We start from the raw sequence: 14,584 nt of genomic DNA on the forward strand, positions 1-14,584 counted from the left end.
TATGAGCGCAGAAGCGCAGAAAAGAGCCGCCGCCGAGGCCGCGGTCGCGACCATTCAGTCGGGCAGCATCATTGGCGTGGGCAGTGGCTCCACCGTGAATCACTTCATCGATGCGCTCGCTGCCTCCGACACGCAGATCGAGGCCGCCGTGGCCGCCTCCGAGGCCAGCGCCGAGCGCCTGCGCGGCCATGGCATTGAGGTCCGCGACGCGAACCAGGTCACTGAATTGGCCGTGATGATCGACGGCGCCGATGAGATCAACCGCCACCTGCAGATGATCAAGGGCGGCGGCGGCGCGCTCACCCGCGAGAAGATCATCGCCGCACTCAGCCACCAGTTCATCTGCATCGCTGATGCCTCAAAACAGGTCACGGCCCTCGGCGACTTCCCCCTGCCGGTGGAGGTCATCCCCATGGCCCGCTCCTACGTGGGCCGGCAAATGCTCAAGCTGGGCGGCCACCCGGAGCTGCGCGAGGGCTTCACCACCGACAACGGCAACGTCATTCTGGATGTCCGTCGGCTGGATTTGTCCGAGCCCCTGCACCGCGAGCAGCAGTTGAACAACATCGCCGGCATCGTCACCAATGGCCTGTTCGCCTTGCGTCCCGCCGATGAGCTGCTGGTCGGTACCGATGATGGGGTTGAGCGGGTGACGGCGGCTTAGGCGCTCGCTAGTTACAAGAGACCCTCGATGGCGCGCCGGAGCTTAGCGGAATTCGGCTTGGTCATCGAACCAAACACCTCGACCACCTCGCCGGCCGGATTCACCAGATACTTGTTGAAGTTCCAGCGCGGTGCGCGGGACTGGCGGGCCAGCTCAGCAAACAAGGGATGCGCATCGGCGCCCCTGACTGGAATGGTCGACATCATGTCGAAGGTCACGCCGAAGTTAACGAAACACGTGTCTGCGGCGGCGGCCTCGTCATCGGCTTCCTGATTAAAGGAATCCGACGAGAACCCGATGACCTTCAGGCCCTGATCCTTGTACTCCTGGTGCAGCGCCTCGAGCCCTTCAAACTGCCCGGTAAAACCGCAGTGGCTGGCCGTATTCACCAGCAACACGGCTGGTGCATCGTCGGCCAGCGATCTCACGTTCACGGTCTCGCTGGAATGCAGTTTGCGCATGTCATGATCGAGTAGCGCGTAGGCATTGGCCGGTTGGGGTGTTGTACTCATGAGTGCCATTCCGATGAGGGTCATCAGCCCGATGATGGCTCGGCGTGCGATCGTGTCCGACTCAGTCTGTCGCTGCGGTATGCTTGGCATCTGCGCTCGTCCATCGTCAAACAACAGGATGCTTCATTTGAGCAGCCAACCGACCCGAAAAGCCAGACTTTATTACGACCATTCCTGCGGATTGTGTCGGCGTGAGATCGCGCATCTCCGGCCGCGGCTCGAGCCCCATGCGACGCTTGTGGACATCAGCGATCCGGACTTCGACCCCCCGCCGGGTTACACACTGCAGGCGATGATGGAGCGCATCCACTTCCATGACGGTGAGCGCATGCGCGTTGGCTTTGCCGCCACGCTCGGGTACTGGCGCCTCGCGGGCTTACGCCTCACCACCGCCATACTGGGCCTACCCGGGATCTTTCACATCGCGGACTTCGCCTACAACCGCTGGGCAGCCTGGCGGATGCGTTAGCCCGCGGCCTTCAGCGCCTGATCGATATCCGCAATGATGTCGTCAATATGCTCGATGCCCACGGACAGGCGGACCATATCGCGGCTCACGCCCGCCGTGGCGAGCTCGCGGTCATCGAGCTGACGGTGCGTCGTCGTCGCCGGGTGGCAGGCCAGTGACTTCGCATCGCCGATGTTCACCAGCCGCAGGATCAGGCCCAGCGCGTCGATGAACTTAGCCCCGGCGGCTTCACCGCCATCGATACCAAAACTGAGAATCCCTCCGGCATTGCCGCCCATGTACTTCTGCACCAGCGAGTAATACGGGCTGTCCGGCAGGCCGGCGTACTTCACCCAGGTCACGCCCGGATGGGCCTTCAGGTGCTCGGCCACGGCGATCGCGTTTTCGCCATGGCGCGCCATCCGCAGCGGCACCGTCTCAATGCCCTGCAGCAGCATGAACGCATTCATTGGCGAGAGTGCTGCGCCCATGTTGCGCAATGGCGCCACCCGGCAGCGGCCGATATACGCCGCCGCGCCCAACGCCTCCGTGTACACCACCCCGTGATAGGACGGGTCCGGCTGAGTCAGCATCGGGTACTTGTCGGCATGCTCAGCCCAGGGGAAATTACCCGAGTCGACAATCACGCCGCCCACCGTCGTGCCATGACCACCCATGGCCTTGGTCAGCGAGTGCACCACGATGTCCGCGCCATGCTCGATCGGTCGCCACAGCACCGGGGTTGGCACCGTGTTATCCACAATCAGCGGCACACCGTGACGGTGCGCCATCGCCGCCAGTGCCTCGATGTCGACGACATTGCCGTTGGGATTACCGACAGTTTCGGCAAAAACGGCCTTGGTCTTCTCATCAATCAGCGCTTCCATGGCCGCCGGATCATCACCGCTCGCAAAGCGCACCTCGATGCCCATGTTCGGCATGCCATGGGCAAACAGGTTGTATGTGCCGCCATAGAGCTGGCTTGTGGTGACAATGTTGTCACCCACCGTGGTGATGCACTGAATTGAGTAGGTGATCGCCGCCATGCCCGACGCCAGCGCCAGCCCGGCAATCCCGCCTTCCATCTCCGCCACCCGCTGCTCAAGGGCCGCATTGGTGGGGTTCATGATGCGGGTGTAGATATTGCCCTCGACCTTCAGGTCGAATAGGTCCGCCCCGTGCTGCGTGTCATCAAACGCGTAAGACGTCGTCTGATACATCGGCACCGCCACCGCCTTGGTGGTGGGGTCCGGGGAATAGCCGGCGTGGATCGCCTGGGTTTCGAGTTTCATATTGGGATCTCCTCGGGCAGATAAGCCCCGTAGCATAACCCGCAAGGGCTGCCACGCCATCGATCAATTGGGCATATGGTTATAACGAAGCGTCAGCTCGGCGACTAATCCGAATACCCCGCAGGATTCTGACGCTGCCAGTTCCAGGCATCGCGCATCATCGCATCGAGTTTGTATTCCGGCCGCCAGCCAAGTTGCGCCTGTGCAAGGGTCGGATCGGCATAGCAGGCGGCGATATCGCCCGGGCGCCGCGGCGCAACCCGCACTGGAATCGTTCGCTCAGCCGCCTTTTCAAACGCGGCCACCACCTCCCGCACGGAATAACCGCGGCCCGTGCCCAGGTTCCAGATGCGAGACCCGGTAACATCATGGCCTGCCAGATAGTCCAGTGCCGCCAGATGCCCCCGAGCCAGGTCCATGACATGGATGTAGTCCCGCACGCCGGTGCCGTCGGACGTGGGGTAATCATCTCCGTAAAGGGTTAATGCATCGCGACGCCCTACAGCCACCTGGCTGATAAATGGCACCAGATTGTTCGGTGTGCCCGACGGGTCCTCGCCAATCTGCCCGCTCGGGTGCGCCCCGACCGGATTGAAATACCGCAGTAGCGCGACTGACCAGCGCGGATCCGCTGATGCCAGATCACACAGTACCCGCTCGATCATCAGCTTGGTGTAACCATAGGGGTGAGCAGGCTGGCCGACCGGCGCTGTCTCGGGAATCGGTACCGCCACCGGATCGCCATAAACGGTGGCCGAAGAGCTAAAGATAATGCGCCGAATATCCGCGGACTGCATGACGTTGAGTAGCGCCAGCGTGCCGTCGAGATTGTTTTCATAGTAGGTCAGCGGTTGCTGTGTACTCTCGCTCACTGCCTTCAGCCCAGCGAGGTGCATCACGGCATCAAAGGGGCGATCCGATGACGCCTTCATCACGTCGGCCATTGCGGCGCGATCCCGAATATCGGCCTCAATGAAACGCACCCGGCGATGCGTGAGGCTCTCCACCCGGCGTAGTGACTCACGCGAGCTATTGGTTAGGTTATCAACGCCCACCACCTCATGGCCGGCTTCCAAGAGCACCAGAACGGTGTGAGAGCCAATAAATCCACTTGCACCTGTAACCAGAATTTTCATGGAACGCGTGAACGAGGGGGTCAAATCTTTCTGAAACCGGCTGACGGCCGCTGAATCGACACGACATCAGCTCCCTGCGAGTCAGCGCGCGTACCAGCGCTTGCCAATGCCTGTCGCCGGTACCCCGGCACGCACTCAACAACCAGTGCCATGACGCGCTCCAAATCCTGGGCGTGAAAGGCCTCATCGAGTGCGGTTATCCAGTCCACGAAGACTCGCCACTCGGGATGCGCTTCCCGCGCCTGCAGGATCATGGGATGTGATGTACCCATGATATCGTCGCCCTGGACCAGCTCCTCGTGGAGCTTTTCTCCGGGACGCAACCCAATGAATTCGATCGCGATATCCCCTTTGGCGTTGCCCTGATCACGTACGGAACACCCGCTGAGTTGAATCAACCGACGCGCCAGATCTCTGATGCGAACCGGCTCACTCATATCCAGAACAAACACCTCACCGGCGTTTGCCATCGCCCCCGACTGAATCACGAGGCTGGCTGCCTCGGGGATCGTCATGAAATAGCGCGTGGCGTCTGGGTGGGTCACAGTGACCGGGCCACCCTCACGAATCTGACGCCGAAACAACGGAATCACCGAACCCGACGAGTCCAGCACATTGCCGAACCGCACAATCCCAAAGCGTGTCGTCGACCCGCGGGCGGCAATCGCCTGCACCGCAAACTCGGCAATCCGCTTACTGGCGCCCATCACACTGGTCGGACGAACCGCCTTATCCGTCGAGACAAGCACAAAATGACTCACACCCGCGTCTTCAGCGGCCAACGCCGCATGCCAGGTGCCAAAGCCATTGTTACGCACCCCCTCAACCGGGTTGGCTTCCACCAGTGGCACGTGCTTGTAAGCCGCCGCGTGATACACCGTATCCACACCATAGCGCTCGAGGCTATGCCGCATGCGCTTGCGATGAAGCACCGAGCCCAGCACCGGGATGATTTCGATCGTCTGGTCATTCACGCTCGCCAGTGCCGTGAGTTCCTGCTCGATTCGATAGAGCGCCAGCTCGGAGCGCTCCAGCAAAACAAGGCGACGGGGTGACTGCGCCAGCACCTGTCGGCAGAGTTCGCTACCGATCGACCCGCCAGCGCCGGTGATCATCACGGACTGGCGCGTTACACATCGGCCGAGCAAATCCGGATCAGGCGGGACCGCCTCGCGCCCCAACAGGTCCTCGACATCCACTTCACGAATGTCCTGCAAGCGCGCCGCGCCCGAAACGAGGTCCGTCATGCTGGGGAGCGTGCGCACATGCACGGGATACCGCTCCAGCGTCGCCAGAATTTCACGCCGCCGGCCCAGCGTGGCCGTGGGTAGGGCCAGCAGGATATTGCCGACCCCCAGCTGGGCGATAAGCCGACCCAGCCGCATCGGCGGGTAGACCGGAACGCCCCGGATCATCGTGCCGTGCAAACGTGGGTTGTCATCCACGAAGGCCACAGGCAGGTAATCCCCCGTCGACAACAGTGAGCTGACCAGCTGCAGCCCCGCTGAGCCGGCCCCGTAAATGATCACGGGCTCTTCAGCGGCACGCCGATGCCGATCCGCCTGATGCCAGGCCCGGATCAGGAATCGGCTACCGCCAATAAGCAAAAGCGCGATCAACCAGTAGATAGTGATCGTGGCGCGCGGCACGCCCTGAAGACCCAAAAAGGCAACGATCGCGACAAAGACAAGCGTTGAGAGGGTCACGCCCCGCACAACCGCCCAGACGTCGGAGGGACCCATGTAGCGGACAACCGCGCTATACATGCCAGACCAATAAAAAAGCGGCACGCTGAGGAGGGGCAAAACAAGCGGCAGGTACCAGTAGGCAAAGAGCTTGTCCGAGAGCACATCACCCATGCGCAGCGAGAACGCCGCCCAGACCACCAGCATCATCATGACCGCATCACCGGCCATCATGAGCGCCTGCTTGCGCGGTCGCTGCCAGTCGAACACCCCTTTCAGGCGGTTACTCATGACGAATACGATCTCCCTGACCCTGACCCGATAGCGTCATCACCAGGCACCGCACATAGGTTTTCAATCGTAAATCCCTGACCAGTGCGGCGTCCTTTTGAGCCAACGTTACGGGATCCGACATATCCACTCCAGCGATCTGGCCGAACCCGGTGATCCCCGGGCGCTCGGAAAAGACCCCGCGGGCCACCCGCTCGGCGATCAGCGCATGCTGACTCGGCAAACACGGACGCGGTCCGACGAGACTCATGTCGCCTTTGAGGACGTTCCACAGCTGAGGAAGCTCATCAAGTTTTGTGCGCCGCAAGATCTGGCCGCCGCGCGTGATCGCTGTCTGATCGGCCAGGTGCGTGGCTACTGAGGGGGTGCCTGGCCGCATGGTCCGGAATTTGATGAGGACAAATGGCTCACGGTGACGGCCGACGCGCAGCTGCCGGTAAAACGGTGACCCGGTCTCCAGCAAACCCAGCGCGGTGATGAGCAACAATAAGGGCATGAGTGCAAGCAGGCCGATCAGTGCCAAAACCAGATCCAGGGCGCGAATCACTCGGGCGCCCTCTGATGCGAGGACACCGCAAAGCTCAGGCCTTGCTCAAGCGTCCAGGGCGGACGCCAACCCAGAAGGCGGTAGGCCTTCTGGTTATCCACGGTTAATGACCCGAGGAGCCGCTGCACTGCACCGGTTCCCGGCAGGACTCGCGCTGCCCACCTCAACAGGACCGGCGGGATGTAGAAAAGCCGCGGCTCACGCCCGGTGGCCCGGGCCAGAACGCGCAAAAGCCCAGCGGTAGAGACCGTCTCGTCATCACAGACATGAAACGTCTGGTTACGCGCGTGGGGATTCACGAGGAGATGGCAGAGGAAGTCGACCAGATTGTGCAGACCCAGCAAGCTGCGGCGGTTGTCTGTGATCCCGGCCAACGGCAGGGGCATGCCTTTGTGGGCCCAATCCAGTAGTCGGCCGAAGTTGCCGGGTGCATGCGGGCCGTGAACCAGGGGCGGGCGAACGACGCTGACCGCCATGTCGTCATCAGCGAGTGACCATAGCGCTGCCTCAGCTTCCGCCTTGCTCCGGGCATACGGCTCGGTTGGCGCTACAGGCGCTGACTCATCCAGCGGCGCTGGGCTCGACTGACCCAGAACGCCAATTGAGCTCATGAAAATAAAGTGCCGGACACCGGCTGCGCGCGCCTGGTGGGCCAACGCCAGGGTGGCCTCGACATTCACCGCACGCAGCGATTCCAGCGATCGGCCGGCGACGCGCTGATGGGCTTCAGCCGCCAAATGGATGACACGATCACACCCGGCAAGTGCTTCACGCTGCGCGGCCTCACCGCCGGGGTTATCCGGGGTCAGTCGCCAGGTTGCGGCGGTGACGTCGTGACCTTCAGCCGCCAGAGCCGGCAACAAAGCGCGCCCAATAAAACCGCTGGCACCTGTGACCAGCACGCGACAAGGCTGCTGCTCAGCCACGCGGGCACCGCCTCGCTCAATTGGATCGCCCATCAGAACCCTCGCCAGTTGGATTGGAGAATGCCCAGCACCGGGCAGGTCTGGCAACCCCCACGCGACATCCTGGCGTCCCGCCTGAGCCCCGGGTATCTTTCGGCGCATGAAACTACTCGTTACCGGCGCGGCCGGATTCATCGGTTACCACACCTGCGCGCAGCTCCTGGCCCGTGGGGACACCGTCGTCGGGCTGGATAATCTGGGCCCCTATTACGACGTGACACTAAAGGAAGCCCGTCTGGCCCAGCTTCAGGATGCGCCCCGGTTCGATTTCCGGCGCGTCGACCTGGCCGATGCGGGCGCGATACGCCAAGTCTTTTCCGAAGGGTTCGATCGGGTCATCCATCTCGCGGCCCAGGCCGGTGTGCGTTACTCGCTCGAGAACCCCCAAAGCTATGTGGACAGCAACGTCACCGGCTTTTTGAACGTCTTGGAGGGCTGTCGGTACAACGCGGTCGAGCACCTCGTCTACGCCTCGACCAGCTCCGTCTACGGGGCCAACACCCACATGCCGTTCACCGAGCACGAGCCAGCCGATCACCCGCTGGCCATTTATGGCGCGACCAAGCGCGCCAACGAGTTGATGGCGCACAGCTATGCCCACCTCTTTGGCTTGCCGTGCACGGGCCTCCGGTTCTTTACGGTGTACGGGCCTTGGGGCCGGCCGGATATGGCGCTTTTCCTGTTTACCCGCAAAATCCTGGCTGGCGAGCCGATACAGGTGTTTAACCACGGCCATCATCAGCGGGACTTCACGTTTGTCGAAGACATCGTGGAGGGCGTCATCCGGGCCTGTGACAACCCCGCCACCGGCAATCCTGATTGGGATAGCGACCACCCGGACCCAGCCACCAGCGCGGCGCCATGGCGCCTCTTCAACATCGGCAATAACCAGCCGGTGCAGTTATTCCACTACATCAAGGTGCTGGAGTCCGAACTCGGCCTCGAGGCCGACATGGAGATGCTGCCGCTACAGCCTGGCGATGTGCCAGACACCTGGGCCAGCGCCAAGGACCTGGAACAGGCTGTCCGCTATCAACCCGCTACCTCCGTGGAAGAGGGTATCCGGCGTTTTGTGGCGTGGTATCGCGACTACTATCAGGTTTAAATGAAAGCGTTGCCGAGTGCTTCCAGTACCCGGTCCGCGGCGGCACGCTCGCTATCCAGATCGTTTGACCCTGCCCGACCCAGATACTCCAGGTAGATCTTTAGCTTCGGCTCCGTGCCGCTGGGCCGGATGCTGACATGATAGGTGCCGTTAGCCGGCGAGGATGTCCCAGCCGATGCGGCGAGATCAAGCTGGATCAGGTTGGTCGCCGGCAGCGGAATGGGCTCGACGTCGCTGCCATCGGGGCGGGAACGCTCCGCCGCCGCGTAATCATGGATACGGGTCACGCTCAGCCCGGCAAGGGTGACGGGTGGGTCATCACGCAGGGCCTGCAGGCGGGCATTCATCCGCTCATGAGCGCCCTCGCCCTCGAGTTGAACGCTGATCTGGCGATTAATGGACAAACCGTGGCGTGCATAGAGCGCCATCAGCGTCTCATGCAGCGCCGTGCCCGCGGCCTTGGCCGCCTTGGCCATTTCGGTGACGGCCACCGCGGCAGCCACCCCATCCTTGTCACGCACCCGCGGCGTGGGGCAAAAGCCAATGGCGTCCTCGTAGGCAAAGATGAACCGGCCGCCCGCGGCTTCGCGCTGGAGCGCCCGGTGCCAGAGCCACTTAAAGCCGGTGAGTGTCTGCTCCCAATCAACGCCATGGGCCTCAGCCACGCGGCCCAGCAAGCGCGAGCTCACGACCGTGTTCATCACAAAGGCGCGAGCCGATGGCGCGGCAGCGCCGGCCGGCGAGTCGGCACTGAACGTCTCCCGCAGCAGGAAATCCGCTAGCAGCACGCCGGTCTGATCCCCCATGAGTACCTGCCAGTCTCCGGTTTGATCCGGGACCGCGACGGCCAGGCGATCGCCATCCGGATCAGTCGCGAGCGCAATGTCGGCATGGACCTCCGATGCGAGCGCGGTGAGGTGATCGAGCGCGCCCGGCTCCTCCGGGTTCGGGAAATTGACGGTGGGAAAGTCGCCATCCGGTCGCGCCTGAGCCCCCACTTCATGGAGCTCGACATTGTCTTGCGCGGCCAGTGCGGCCTTGACGAGCCCACCTGCCACGCCATGCATGGCGCTGTAGGCAACGCGAAGATGGGCGCCTTCGCTGGCCGGCGGGCGGGCAATCGCCTGGAGATACCGCTGTCGCAGGGCCTCGCCATGGACATGCCAGGCGTCATCCGGCCTTGCCTGGGGGATCACTACCGCCGTGGGCAGCGCCCCCAGGGCCTGAGCGATCCGCTCGTCAATCGGTGGGACGATCTGCGCGCCGTGAGACCAGTACACCTTGTAGCCCAAGTATTCCGGCGGGTTATGGCTGGCCGTGAGCACAATCCCGGCGGCGGCGCCCAATTCCCGGGTGGCAAAGGCGACCAGTGGCGTCGCCGCATAGTCATCGAAGACATGGACACCCAACTCTGCGCCCGCGACCGTCTGCGCCGCCGTCTCGGCCAGGGCCTGCGAGCCATGACGGGCGTCATAACCGATCACCACGCCCCGCTCGGCCGCATCCGGGACTTCGGCACGCAGAACATCGGCGATGACCGCAGTCACCCGCTGTATCAGACGGTGGTTCATATGCGCGGGACCGGGGCCTTTCAGGCCGCGCAGGCCGGCGGTGCCGAAGCTGAGCGGAGGCTCAAAGCAGGCGCGCAGCGCCTCGAGCTCGATGGCCTCGCCACGGGCCTGGGCCCCCTCGACGCGCTGGATGCGCGCATCCAACTCCGCGCGGGTCTCGGGGTCTGGATCCGCGTCTCGCCAGGCCTTGGCTCGGGTCAGGTTTTCGCTTGTCTCATTCATTGCCTACGGTCGCGAGCGCGGCCAATGCCGCTTCGTAGTCCGGCTCCTGGCGGATCTCCGGGACCAGCTCCCGGTAGATCACCGAATCGTGGGTGTCCAGTACCAGAACCGCCCGGGCGGTGAGACCCGCCATCGGGCCGTCAAGTTGCAGGACGCCATAGTCAGTCGCGAAGCGGCGGTCGCGCATCATCGACAGGGACTCGACCGCATCAATGCCCTCAACCTCGCAAAATCGGGCCATCGCGAAGGGCAGGTCGGCCGAGATATTCAGCACCACGGTGTTCTCAAGGGCCCCGGCGCGCTGGTTGAACTGGCGGGCGGACATGGCGCAGGTGGGCGTATCAAGGCTGGGGACAATGCTGAGCACCTTGCGCAGCCCGGCGTAGTCCGCGAGCGTGACGTCGCTCAGATCCTGGCGCGTCAATTTGAAGTCCGGGGCCTTGTCGCCCACGGCCGGCAAATCGCCGTTGATGTGCACGGGCTCGCCCCGGCGGGTGATGGTGATCATAGGAAACGCTCCAGTCAGCGGCCCGTCGGGCCGGTTTATTCTTCTTCGGCGACCATGTCGGCGTAACCCTCGGCATCCAGCAGCTCGGTGAGCGCGCCGGCATCAGCCAGGGTCATGGTGAAAATCCAGCCCTCGCCGTACGGGTCGGAATTGATTAACTCGGGCTCATCGCTCAGGCGCTCGTTCTTGCCCGTCACTTCGCCGTCCACCGGCGCGTAAATATCCGAGGCAGCCTTTACCGATTCGACCACCGCACAGGCCGCGCCCGCCTCGACCGTGCCCTCACCCTCGGGCAACTCGACAAACACCAGATCCCCCAGCGAGGCCTGGGCATGCTCGGTAATCCCGACGGTGACGTGGCCATCACCCTCATCGCGCACCCACTCGTGGGTCGCGGTGTATTTAAGATCCGCGGGAATGTCACTCATTTTGGTTCTCTCGTCGCTCCATGGAAGGTGAGGGGGATTGGCAAAGGGTGGGCACATTGCCCGCGGCGCCGGTGGCCTGCTTGAGCAGGTAGCGCCGGGCGGGCGGGAACAGATCCAGCGCCGTCAATCCCAGATTACGGGCGGCCACCAGCGGCAGGCATTCGTTGGAAAAGAGCCGGACCAGTCCATCGGTAAACGTGAAGGTGCGCCGGTAGTCGCTCTGCCGCGCCTGCGCGTAGTGGTTGAGGACCTCGGGATCGCCCGGGTCGATCGCCGACGCTGGGGCGTCGACCCGGGGATCGACGGAGACCGCGCCAAGGGCTTCGGCCAGCGCGGCTACGTCCCGCAGGGCCAGGTTCAGCCCCTGGCCTGCTACCGGGTGTAGCGCGTGCGCGGCGTTGCCGAGGATCACGGCGCGCTCGGTGGCAAAGGCCTCCGCCGTGACGGCGGCCAAGGGATAGACCGAGCGCGAACCAACCGATTCCAGGCGACCGAGGCGCCAGCCAAAGGCGGCCTGAAGCTCGGCAAGAAACGTGACGTCATCCCAGGTTTGTGCCGCCGTCTCCGCTTCGTCATGGGGCAGCGTCCAGACCAATGACACGGTCTCATCCCGGCTCGGCAGCAGGGCCAGCGGGCCGTCCGGGGTAAAGCGCTCGTAGGCAACGCCGCCATGGGGCCGTTCCGTGCGCAGGTTCGCGATGATCGCGCTCTGGCCGTAATCCCGGGCATGCGTGCCAACACCGAGGGCCTCCCGGGTCGCTGAATGCATGCCATCGGCCACCACCAGCAGGCGGGTGTTCAAGGTGATCTCACCGGCCTCCGTCCCCACGCGCACCTTGCGGCCCATCGGCCGGACATCTGCCTCGGCACCGTCCATTAAAACGTGGGTGTCCAGTATCTCGGCGGGACAAAAAAGCGTGGCGGCCTCGGCCAGCGCGGGCTGCAGCGCGTCACCCAGCACGCGGTTGGGTGCCACGTGACCGAGTGCGGGCAGCCCCTCTTCCTCGGCACGCAGGCGCGTGAAGCCGCCATGGCCCCGGTCAGAGACATGGATCTGGCGAATGGGCGTCGCGCCTGATTCGATGGCATCCCATACGCCAAGGCGCTCGAAAAAGCGTCGCGAGGTTGGCGCAAGGGCGGTCTGGCGGTCGTCAAAACTCGGCTGTTGGGTGGCCTCGGCCGGTACGGGCTCGACCACGGCGACCTGCAGCCCGCTGCCCCGCAAGGCCAGTGCCAGGCTCGCGCCCACCAGCCCGCCACCGGCGATGAGAACATCAAAATCCATCGTCTTCATGGTACCGCCATGGCCGCTTCAATCACGTCGGGGTCTTTTGGCACTGCCTCGGTCAGGTTTTCGTGGCCGGTGCGGGTAATCACGCAGTTATCCTCGATGCGCACGCCAATCCCCTGCCAGCGCGCATCCACCGGGCTGCCTGGCGGGATATAGAGCCCCGGCTCAACGGTGAGCACCATGCCGGGCTCAAGCTCGCGCCAATGGCCGTCCACCTTGTAATCCCCCACATCATGGACGTCCATGCCAAGCCAGTGCCCCGTGCGATGCATGAAAAACGGCCGATAGGCGCCACGCTCGATCACGTCATCCAGATCGCCCTCGAGTAGCCCCAGATCGAGCAGACCCGCGGCAATGACGCGCGTGGCCGCCTCATGGCCTGCATTCCAGTGCGCACCGGGACGGACGTGTTCGAGGGCGGCGGCCTGGGCCGCCAGCACGATGTCATAGATCGCCCGTTGTTCCGCCGTGTACCGGCCATTAATGGGCAGCGTGCGGGTGATGTCCGCCGCGTAACCGCCGAGCTCCATGCCGGCGTCGATCAGAATCATCTCGCCATCCTGCAGCTCGGCGTCGTTCGCGATGTAGTGCAGCACGCAGGCGTTCGCCCCGCTGCCGGTAATCGTCGGATAGGCTGGCTCACCATTGTGGCGGCGGAAGTCATAGAGAAGCTCGGCCTCGATTTCGTATTCCTTGAGGCCCGGGCGCAGCACGCCGAGCAGCCGCTGGTGGGCAGCGGCGCTGATGCGCGCGGCCTCGCGCAGGCGGGCGATCTCGGCCCGGGATTTAATCAGGCGCATTTCGTGGACGACATGCTCTAAGGAGACATATTCCAGCGGGGCCTTCACGCCCGCCCGCGCCCGGGCACGCAGGGCATTCACCCAGCCGATCAGGCGCTGGTCAAAATCCGGGTCCGCCCCCATGGCGCAGTAGAGCTGCTCTCGGCCCTCCATGAGCCCGGGGAGGATGTCGTCAATATCATCGATGGGGAAGGCATCATCCGCACCATAGTGCTCGACGGCCGCGGCCTGACCGATGGTGCGGCCCTCCCAGGTCTCGCGCTGGGGGTCACGCTCTCGCGAGAACAACAGGTACTGGCCCTGCGGCCGACCCGGCACCAGCACGGCGACGGCATCCGGCTCGTTAAAGCCGGTGAGGTAGAGGAAGTCGCTGTCCTGGCGATAGGGGTGCTGCACATCCCGATTACGCGGGCGCTCCGGGGCAGCGGCGATCACCGCAATGCCATTGTCGCCCACATGTGCCATGAGGGTGTCGCGGCGCCGGGCGTGCTCAGCGGGCTCCATACGCGGCGTCATCACGGCACAAACTCCGACCCGGGCGCGGTGCCGCCATCCACGGGCTGACTGGAAGAAGGCAGCGCGGTGTGTTCGCGCACCAGCAGCGTCGCGGCCCGCAGGTATTCCACCAGCTCGGTGTAGGCGATCTCGCTGTCCTCGTCGCTCTCCGCGTCTGTATCAATGCGGGCGATCTCGGTCAGATCGTTCACCACTTCGTTGGCCTCGCGGGGCAGCTCGGCGGGGTCGTGACCGCCCGCCATTCCCAGCCCGAACAAAAACCCCTCGCACCAGCGCCCGAGCGCCGTCGCCCGCTCCGGCAGATCGGCCTCGTCATCAGGCAGCAGGGGTTCAAACTCGAGACTGTCGTTCTCAAGTCGATCACGGGTGTCGTGGTAGAGCTGAGTCAGGGCCTCGAGCACCTCGCGGGCGGGCTCACCCTTGGGCGAGAGCCCCTCCAGGACCTGGGCGATCCAGCGGGCGGCCTCCGGCTCGTTGGGGCTGCAGAAAAGCCCGCAGAGCATGCCCTGGGCTTCGGCCGCTGAAACATTGGCATCGACCGCCGCCAGGGCCGCGGTGAGTTCGGTGTAGCGTTCAGGATCGTTCATGGGCATATTCTAGCAT

At 63.9% G+C, this 14,584-nt stretch carries 15 protein-coding genes; 3 read left to right on the forward strand and 12 right to left on the reverse strand.

The window, feature by feature from the left end:
• Nucleotide 1: 1 nt before the first annotated feature.
• Nucleotides 2–664: a ribose-5-phosphate isomerase RpiA gene (gene rpiA / locus SPISAL_RS08255; protein ID WP_016354019.1), complete on the forward strand. Its 663-nt coding sequence runs from the start codon at nucleotides 2–4 to the stop codon at nucleotides 662–664.
• A gap of 11 nt (nucleotides 665–675) precedes the next feature.
• Here the strand turns inward: rpiA and SPISAL_RS08260 are convergent, their stop codons facing one another.
• A complete protein-coding gene (locus SPISAL_RS08260; protein WP_041389918.1) occupies nucleotides 676–1,200 on the reverse strand; it encodes a glutathione peroxidase in 525 nt (174 codons plus the stop codon).
• Between the two features lie 94 nt (nucleotides 1,201–1,294).
• Between SPISAL_RS08260 and SPISAL_RS08265 the strand changes: the two genes are divergently transcribed.
• On the forward strand, nucleotides 1,295–1,645 hold the full coding sequence (locus SPISAL_RS08265; protein ID WP_144060408.1) for a thiol-disulfide oxidoreductase DCC family protein: 351 nt from the start codon (nucleotides 1,295–1,297) through the stop codon (nucleotides 1,643–1,645).
• Here the strand turns inward: SPISAL_RS08265 and SPISAL_RS08270 are convergent.
• The 5 genes from SPISAL_RS08270 to SPISAL_RS08290 form a co-directional block, all read right to left on the reverse strand.
• Nucleotides 1,642–2,916: an O-acetylhomoserine aminocarboxypropyltransferase/cysteine synthase family protein gene (locus tag SPISAL_RS08270; protein ID WP_016354022.1), complete on the reverse strand. Its 1,275-nt coding sequence runs from the start codon at nucleotides 2,914–2,916 to the stop codon at nucleotides 1,642–1,644. The genes SPISAL_RS08265 and SPISAL_RS08270 overlap by 4 nt on opposite strands.
• 104 nt (nucleotides 2,917–3,020) lie before the next feature.
• Entirely contained in the window at nucleotides 3,021–4,052 is a 1,032-nt protein-coding gene (galE, locus tag SPISAL_RS08275; protein ID WP_016354023.1) for a UDP-glucose 4-epimerase GalE, read from the reverse strand.
• 20 nt (nucleotides 4,053–4,072) lie between these two features.
• A complete protein-coding gene (locus SPISAL_RS08280; RefSeq protein ID WP_016354024.1) occupies nucleotides 4,073–6,028 on the reverse strand; it encodes a polysaccharide biosynthesis protein in 1,956 nt (651 codons plus the stop codon).
• Nucleotides 6,021–6,575 (reverse strand): sugar transferase, encoded by a 555-nt coding sequence (locus SPISAL_RS08285; RefSeq protein WP_016354025.1) that lies wholly within the window; start codon nucleotides 6,573–6,575, stop codon nucleotides 6,021–6,023. Before SPISAL_RS08285 ends, SPISAL_RS08280 begins: the two co-directional genes overlap by 8 nt.
• Nucleotides 6,572–7,534, reverse strand: a complete 963-nt coding sequence (locus SPISAL_RS08290) for an NAD-dependent epimerase/dehydratase family protein (RefSeq protein WP_016354026.1) — start codon at nucleotides 7,532–7,534, stop codon at nucleotides 6,572–6,574. The genes SPISAL_RS08285 and SPISAL_RS08290 overlap by 4 nt, the downstream gene beginning before the upstream one ends.
• 106 nt (nucleotides 7,535–7,640) lie before the next feature.
• Here SPISAL_RS08290 and SPISAL_RS08295 point away from each other — a divergent pair, with 106 nt between their 5' ends.
• Nucleotides 7,641–8,645 carry an NAD-dependent epimerase gene (locus SPISAL_RS08295; protein ID WP_016354027.1) on the forward strand — a complete coding sequence of 335 codons (1,005 nt, stop codon included), beginning with the start codon at nucleotides 7,641–7,643 and terminating at the stop codon, nucleotides 8,643–8,645.
• On the opposite strand, the gene SPISAL_RS08300 is transcribed toward SPISAL_RS08295, so the two are convergent.
• Genes SPISAL_RS08300 through SPISAL_RS08325 form a run of 6 tightly spaced genes read right to left on the reverse strand, consistent with a single transcriptional unit; the run spans nucleotide 8,642 to nucleotide 14,568 of the window.
• Nucleotides 8,642–10,438 carry a phospho-sugar mutase gene (locus SPISAL_RS08300; protein WP_016354028.1) on the reverse strand — a complete coding sequence of 599 codons (1,797 nt, stop codon included), beginning with the start codon at nucleotides 10,436–10,438 and terminating at the stop codon, nucleotides 8,642–8,644. The two genes, SPISAL_RS08295 and SPISAL_RS08300, sit on opposite strands and share 4 nt — an antisense overlap.
• On the reverse strand, nucleotides 10,431–10,946 hold the full coding sequence (gene tpx / locus SPISAL_RS08305; protein ID WP_016354029.1) for a thiol peroxidase: 516 nt from the start codon (nucleotides 10,944–10,946) through the stop codon (nucleotides 10,431–10,433). Before tpx ends, SPISAL_RS08300 begins: the two co-directional genes overlap by 8 nt.
• A 35-nt stretch (nucleotides 10,947–10,981) precedes the next feature.
• Nucleotides 10,982–11,374, reverse strand: a complete 393-nt coding sequence (gene gcvH / locus SPISAL_RS08310) for a glycine cleavage system protein GcvH (RefSeq protein ID WP_016354030.1) — start codon at nucleotides 11,372–11,374, stop codon at nucleotides 10,982–10,984.
• Entirely contained in the window at nucleotides 11,367–12,668 is a 1,302-nt protein-coding gene (gene ubiH, locus SPISAL_RS08315) for a 2-octaprenyl-6-methoxyphenyl hydroxylase (protein ID WP_016354031.1), read from the reverse strand. The genes gcvH and ubiH overlap by 8 nt, the downstream gene beginning before the upstream one ends.
• Nucleotides 12,665–13,981, reverse strand: coding sequence for a Xaa-Pro aminopeptidase (pepP, locus tag SPISAL_RS08320; RefSeq protein ID WP_016354032.1), 1,317 nt, complete (start codon nucleotides 13,979–13,981; stop codon nucleotides 12,665–12,667). The genes ubiH and pepP overlap by 4 nt, the downstream gene beginning before the upstream one ends.
• Nucleotides 13,981–14,568, reverse strand: coding sequence for a UPF0149 family protein (locus SPISAL_RS08325; RefSeq protein ID WP_144060409.1), 588 nt, complete (start codon nucleotides 14,566–14,568; stop codon nucleotides 13,981–13,983). Before SPISAL_RS08325 ends, pepP begins: the two co-directional genes overlap by 1 nt.
• Nucleotides 14,569–14,584 lie beyond the last annotated feature (16 nt).

This window comes from Spiribacter salinus M19-40, from assembly GCF_000319575.2.
Lineage (GTDB): Bacteria > Pseudomonadota > Gammaproteobacteria > Nitrococcales > Nitrococcaceae > Spiribacter > Spiribacter salinus.

What these genes read in the sequence shown, in the direction of transcription:
- SPISAL_RS08290 (WP_016354026.1), bottom strand. Translation starts at nt 7,534, where the DNA reads ATGGGCGATCCAATTGAGCGAGGCGGTGCCCGCGTGGCTGAGCAGCAG.
- SPISAL_RS08280 (WP_016354024.1), bottom strand. Translation starts at nt 6,028, where the DNA reads ATGAGTAACCGCCTGAAAGGGGTGTTCGACTGGCAGCGACCGCGCAAG.
- pepP (WP_016354032.1), bottom strand. Translation starts at nt 13,981, where the DNA reads ATGACGCCGCGTATGGAGCCCGCTGAGCACGCCCGGCGCCGCGACACC.
- SPISAL_RS08325 (WP_144060409.1), bottom strand. Translation starts at nt 14,568, where the DNA reads ATGAACGATCCTGAACGCTACACCGAACTCACCGCGGCCCTGGCGGCG.
- tpx (WP_016354029.1), bottom strand. Translation starts at nt 10,946, where the DNA reads ATGATCACCATCACCCGCCGGGGCGAGCCCGTGCACATCAACGGCGAT.
- gcvH (WP_016354030.1), bottom strand. Translation starts at nt 11,374, where the DNA reads ATGAGTGACATTCCCGCGGATCTTAAATACACCGCGACCCACGAGTGG.
- rpiA (WP_016354019.1), top strand. Translation starts at nt 2, where the DNA reads ATGAGCGCAGAAGCGCAGAAAAGAGCCGCCGCCGAGGCCGCGGTCGCG.
- SPISAL_RS08265 (WP_144060408.1), top strand. Translation starts at nt 1,295, where the DNA reads ATGCTTCATTTGAGCAGCCAACCGACCCGAAAAGCCAGACTTTATTAC.
- SPISAL_RS08300 (WP_016354028.1), bottom strand. Translation starts at nt 10,438, where the DNA reads ATGAATGAGACAAGCGAAAACCTGACCCGAGCCAAGGCCTGGCGAGAC.
- SPISAL_RS08295 (WP_016354027.1), top strand. Translation starts at nt 7,641, where the DNA reads ATGAAACTACTCGTTACCGGCGCGGCCGGATTCATCGGTTACCACACC.
- SPISAL_RS08260 (WP_041389918.1), bottom strand. Translation starts at nt 1,200, where the DNA reads ATGACCCTCATCGGAATGGCACTCATGAGTACAACACCCCAACCGGCC.
- galE (WP_016354023.1), bottom strand. Translation starts at nt 4,052, where the DNA reads ATGAAAATTCTGGTTACAGGTGCAAGTGGATTTATTGGCTCTCACACC.
- SPISAL_RS08270 (WP_016354022.1), bottom strand. Translation starts at nt 2,916, where the DNA reads ATGAAACTCGAAACCCAGGCGATCCACGCCGGCTATTCCCCGGACCCC.
- ubiH (WP_016354031.1), bottom strand. Translation starts at nt 12,668, where the DNA reads ATGAAGACGATGGATTTTGATGTTCTCATCGCCGGTGGCGGGCTGGTG.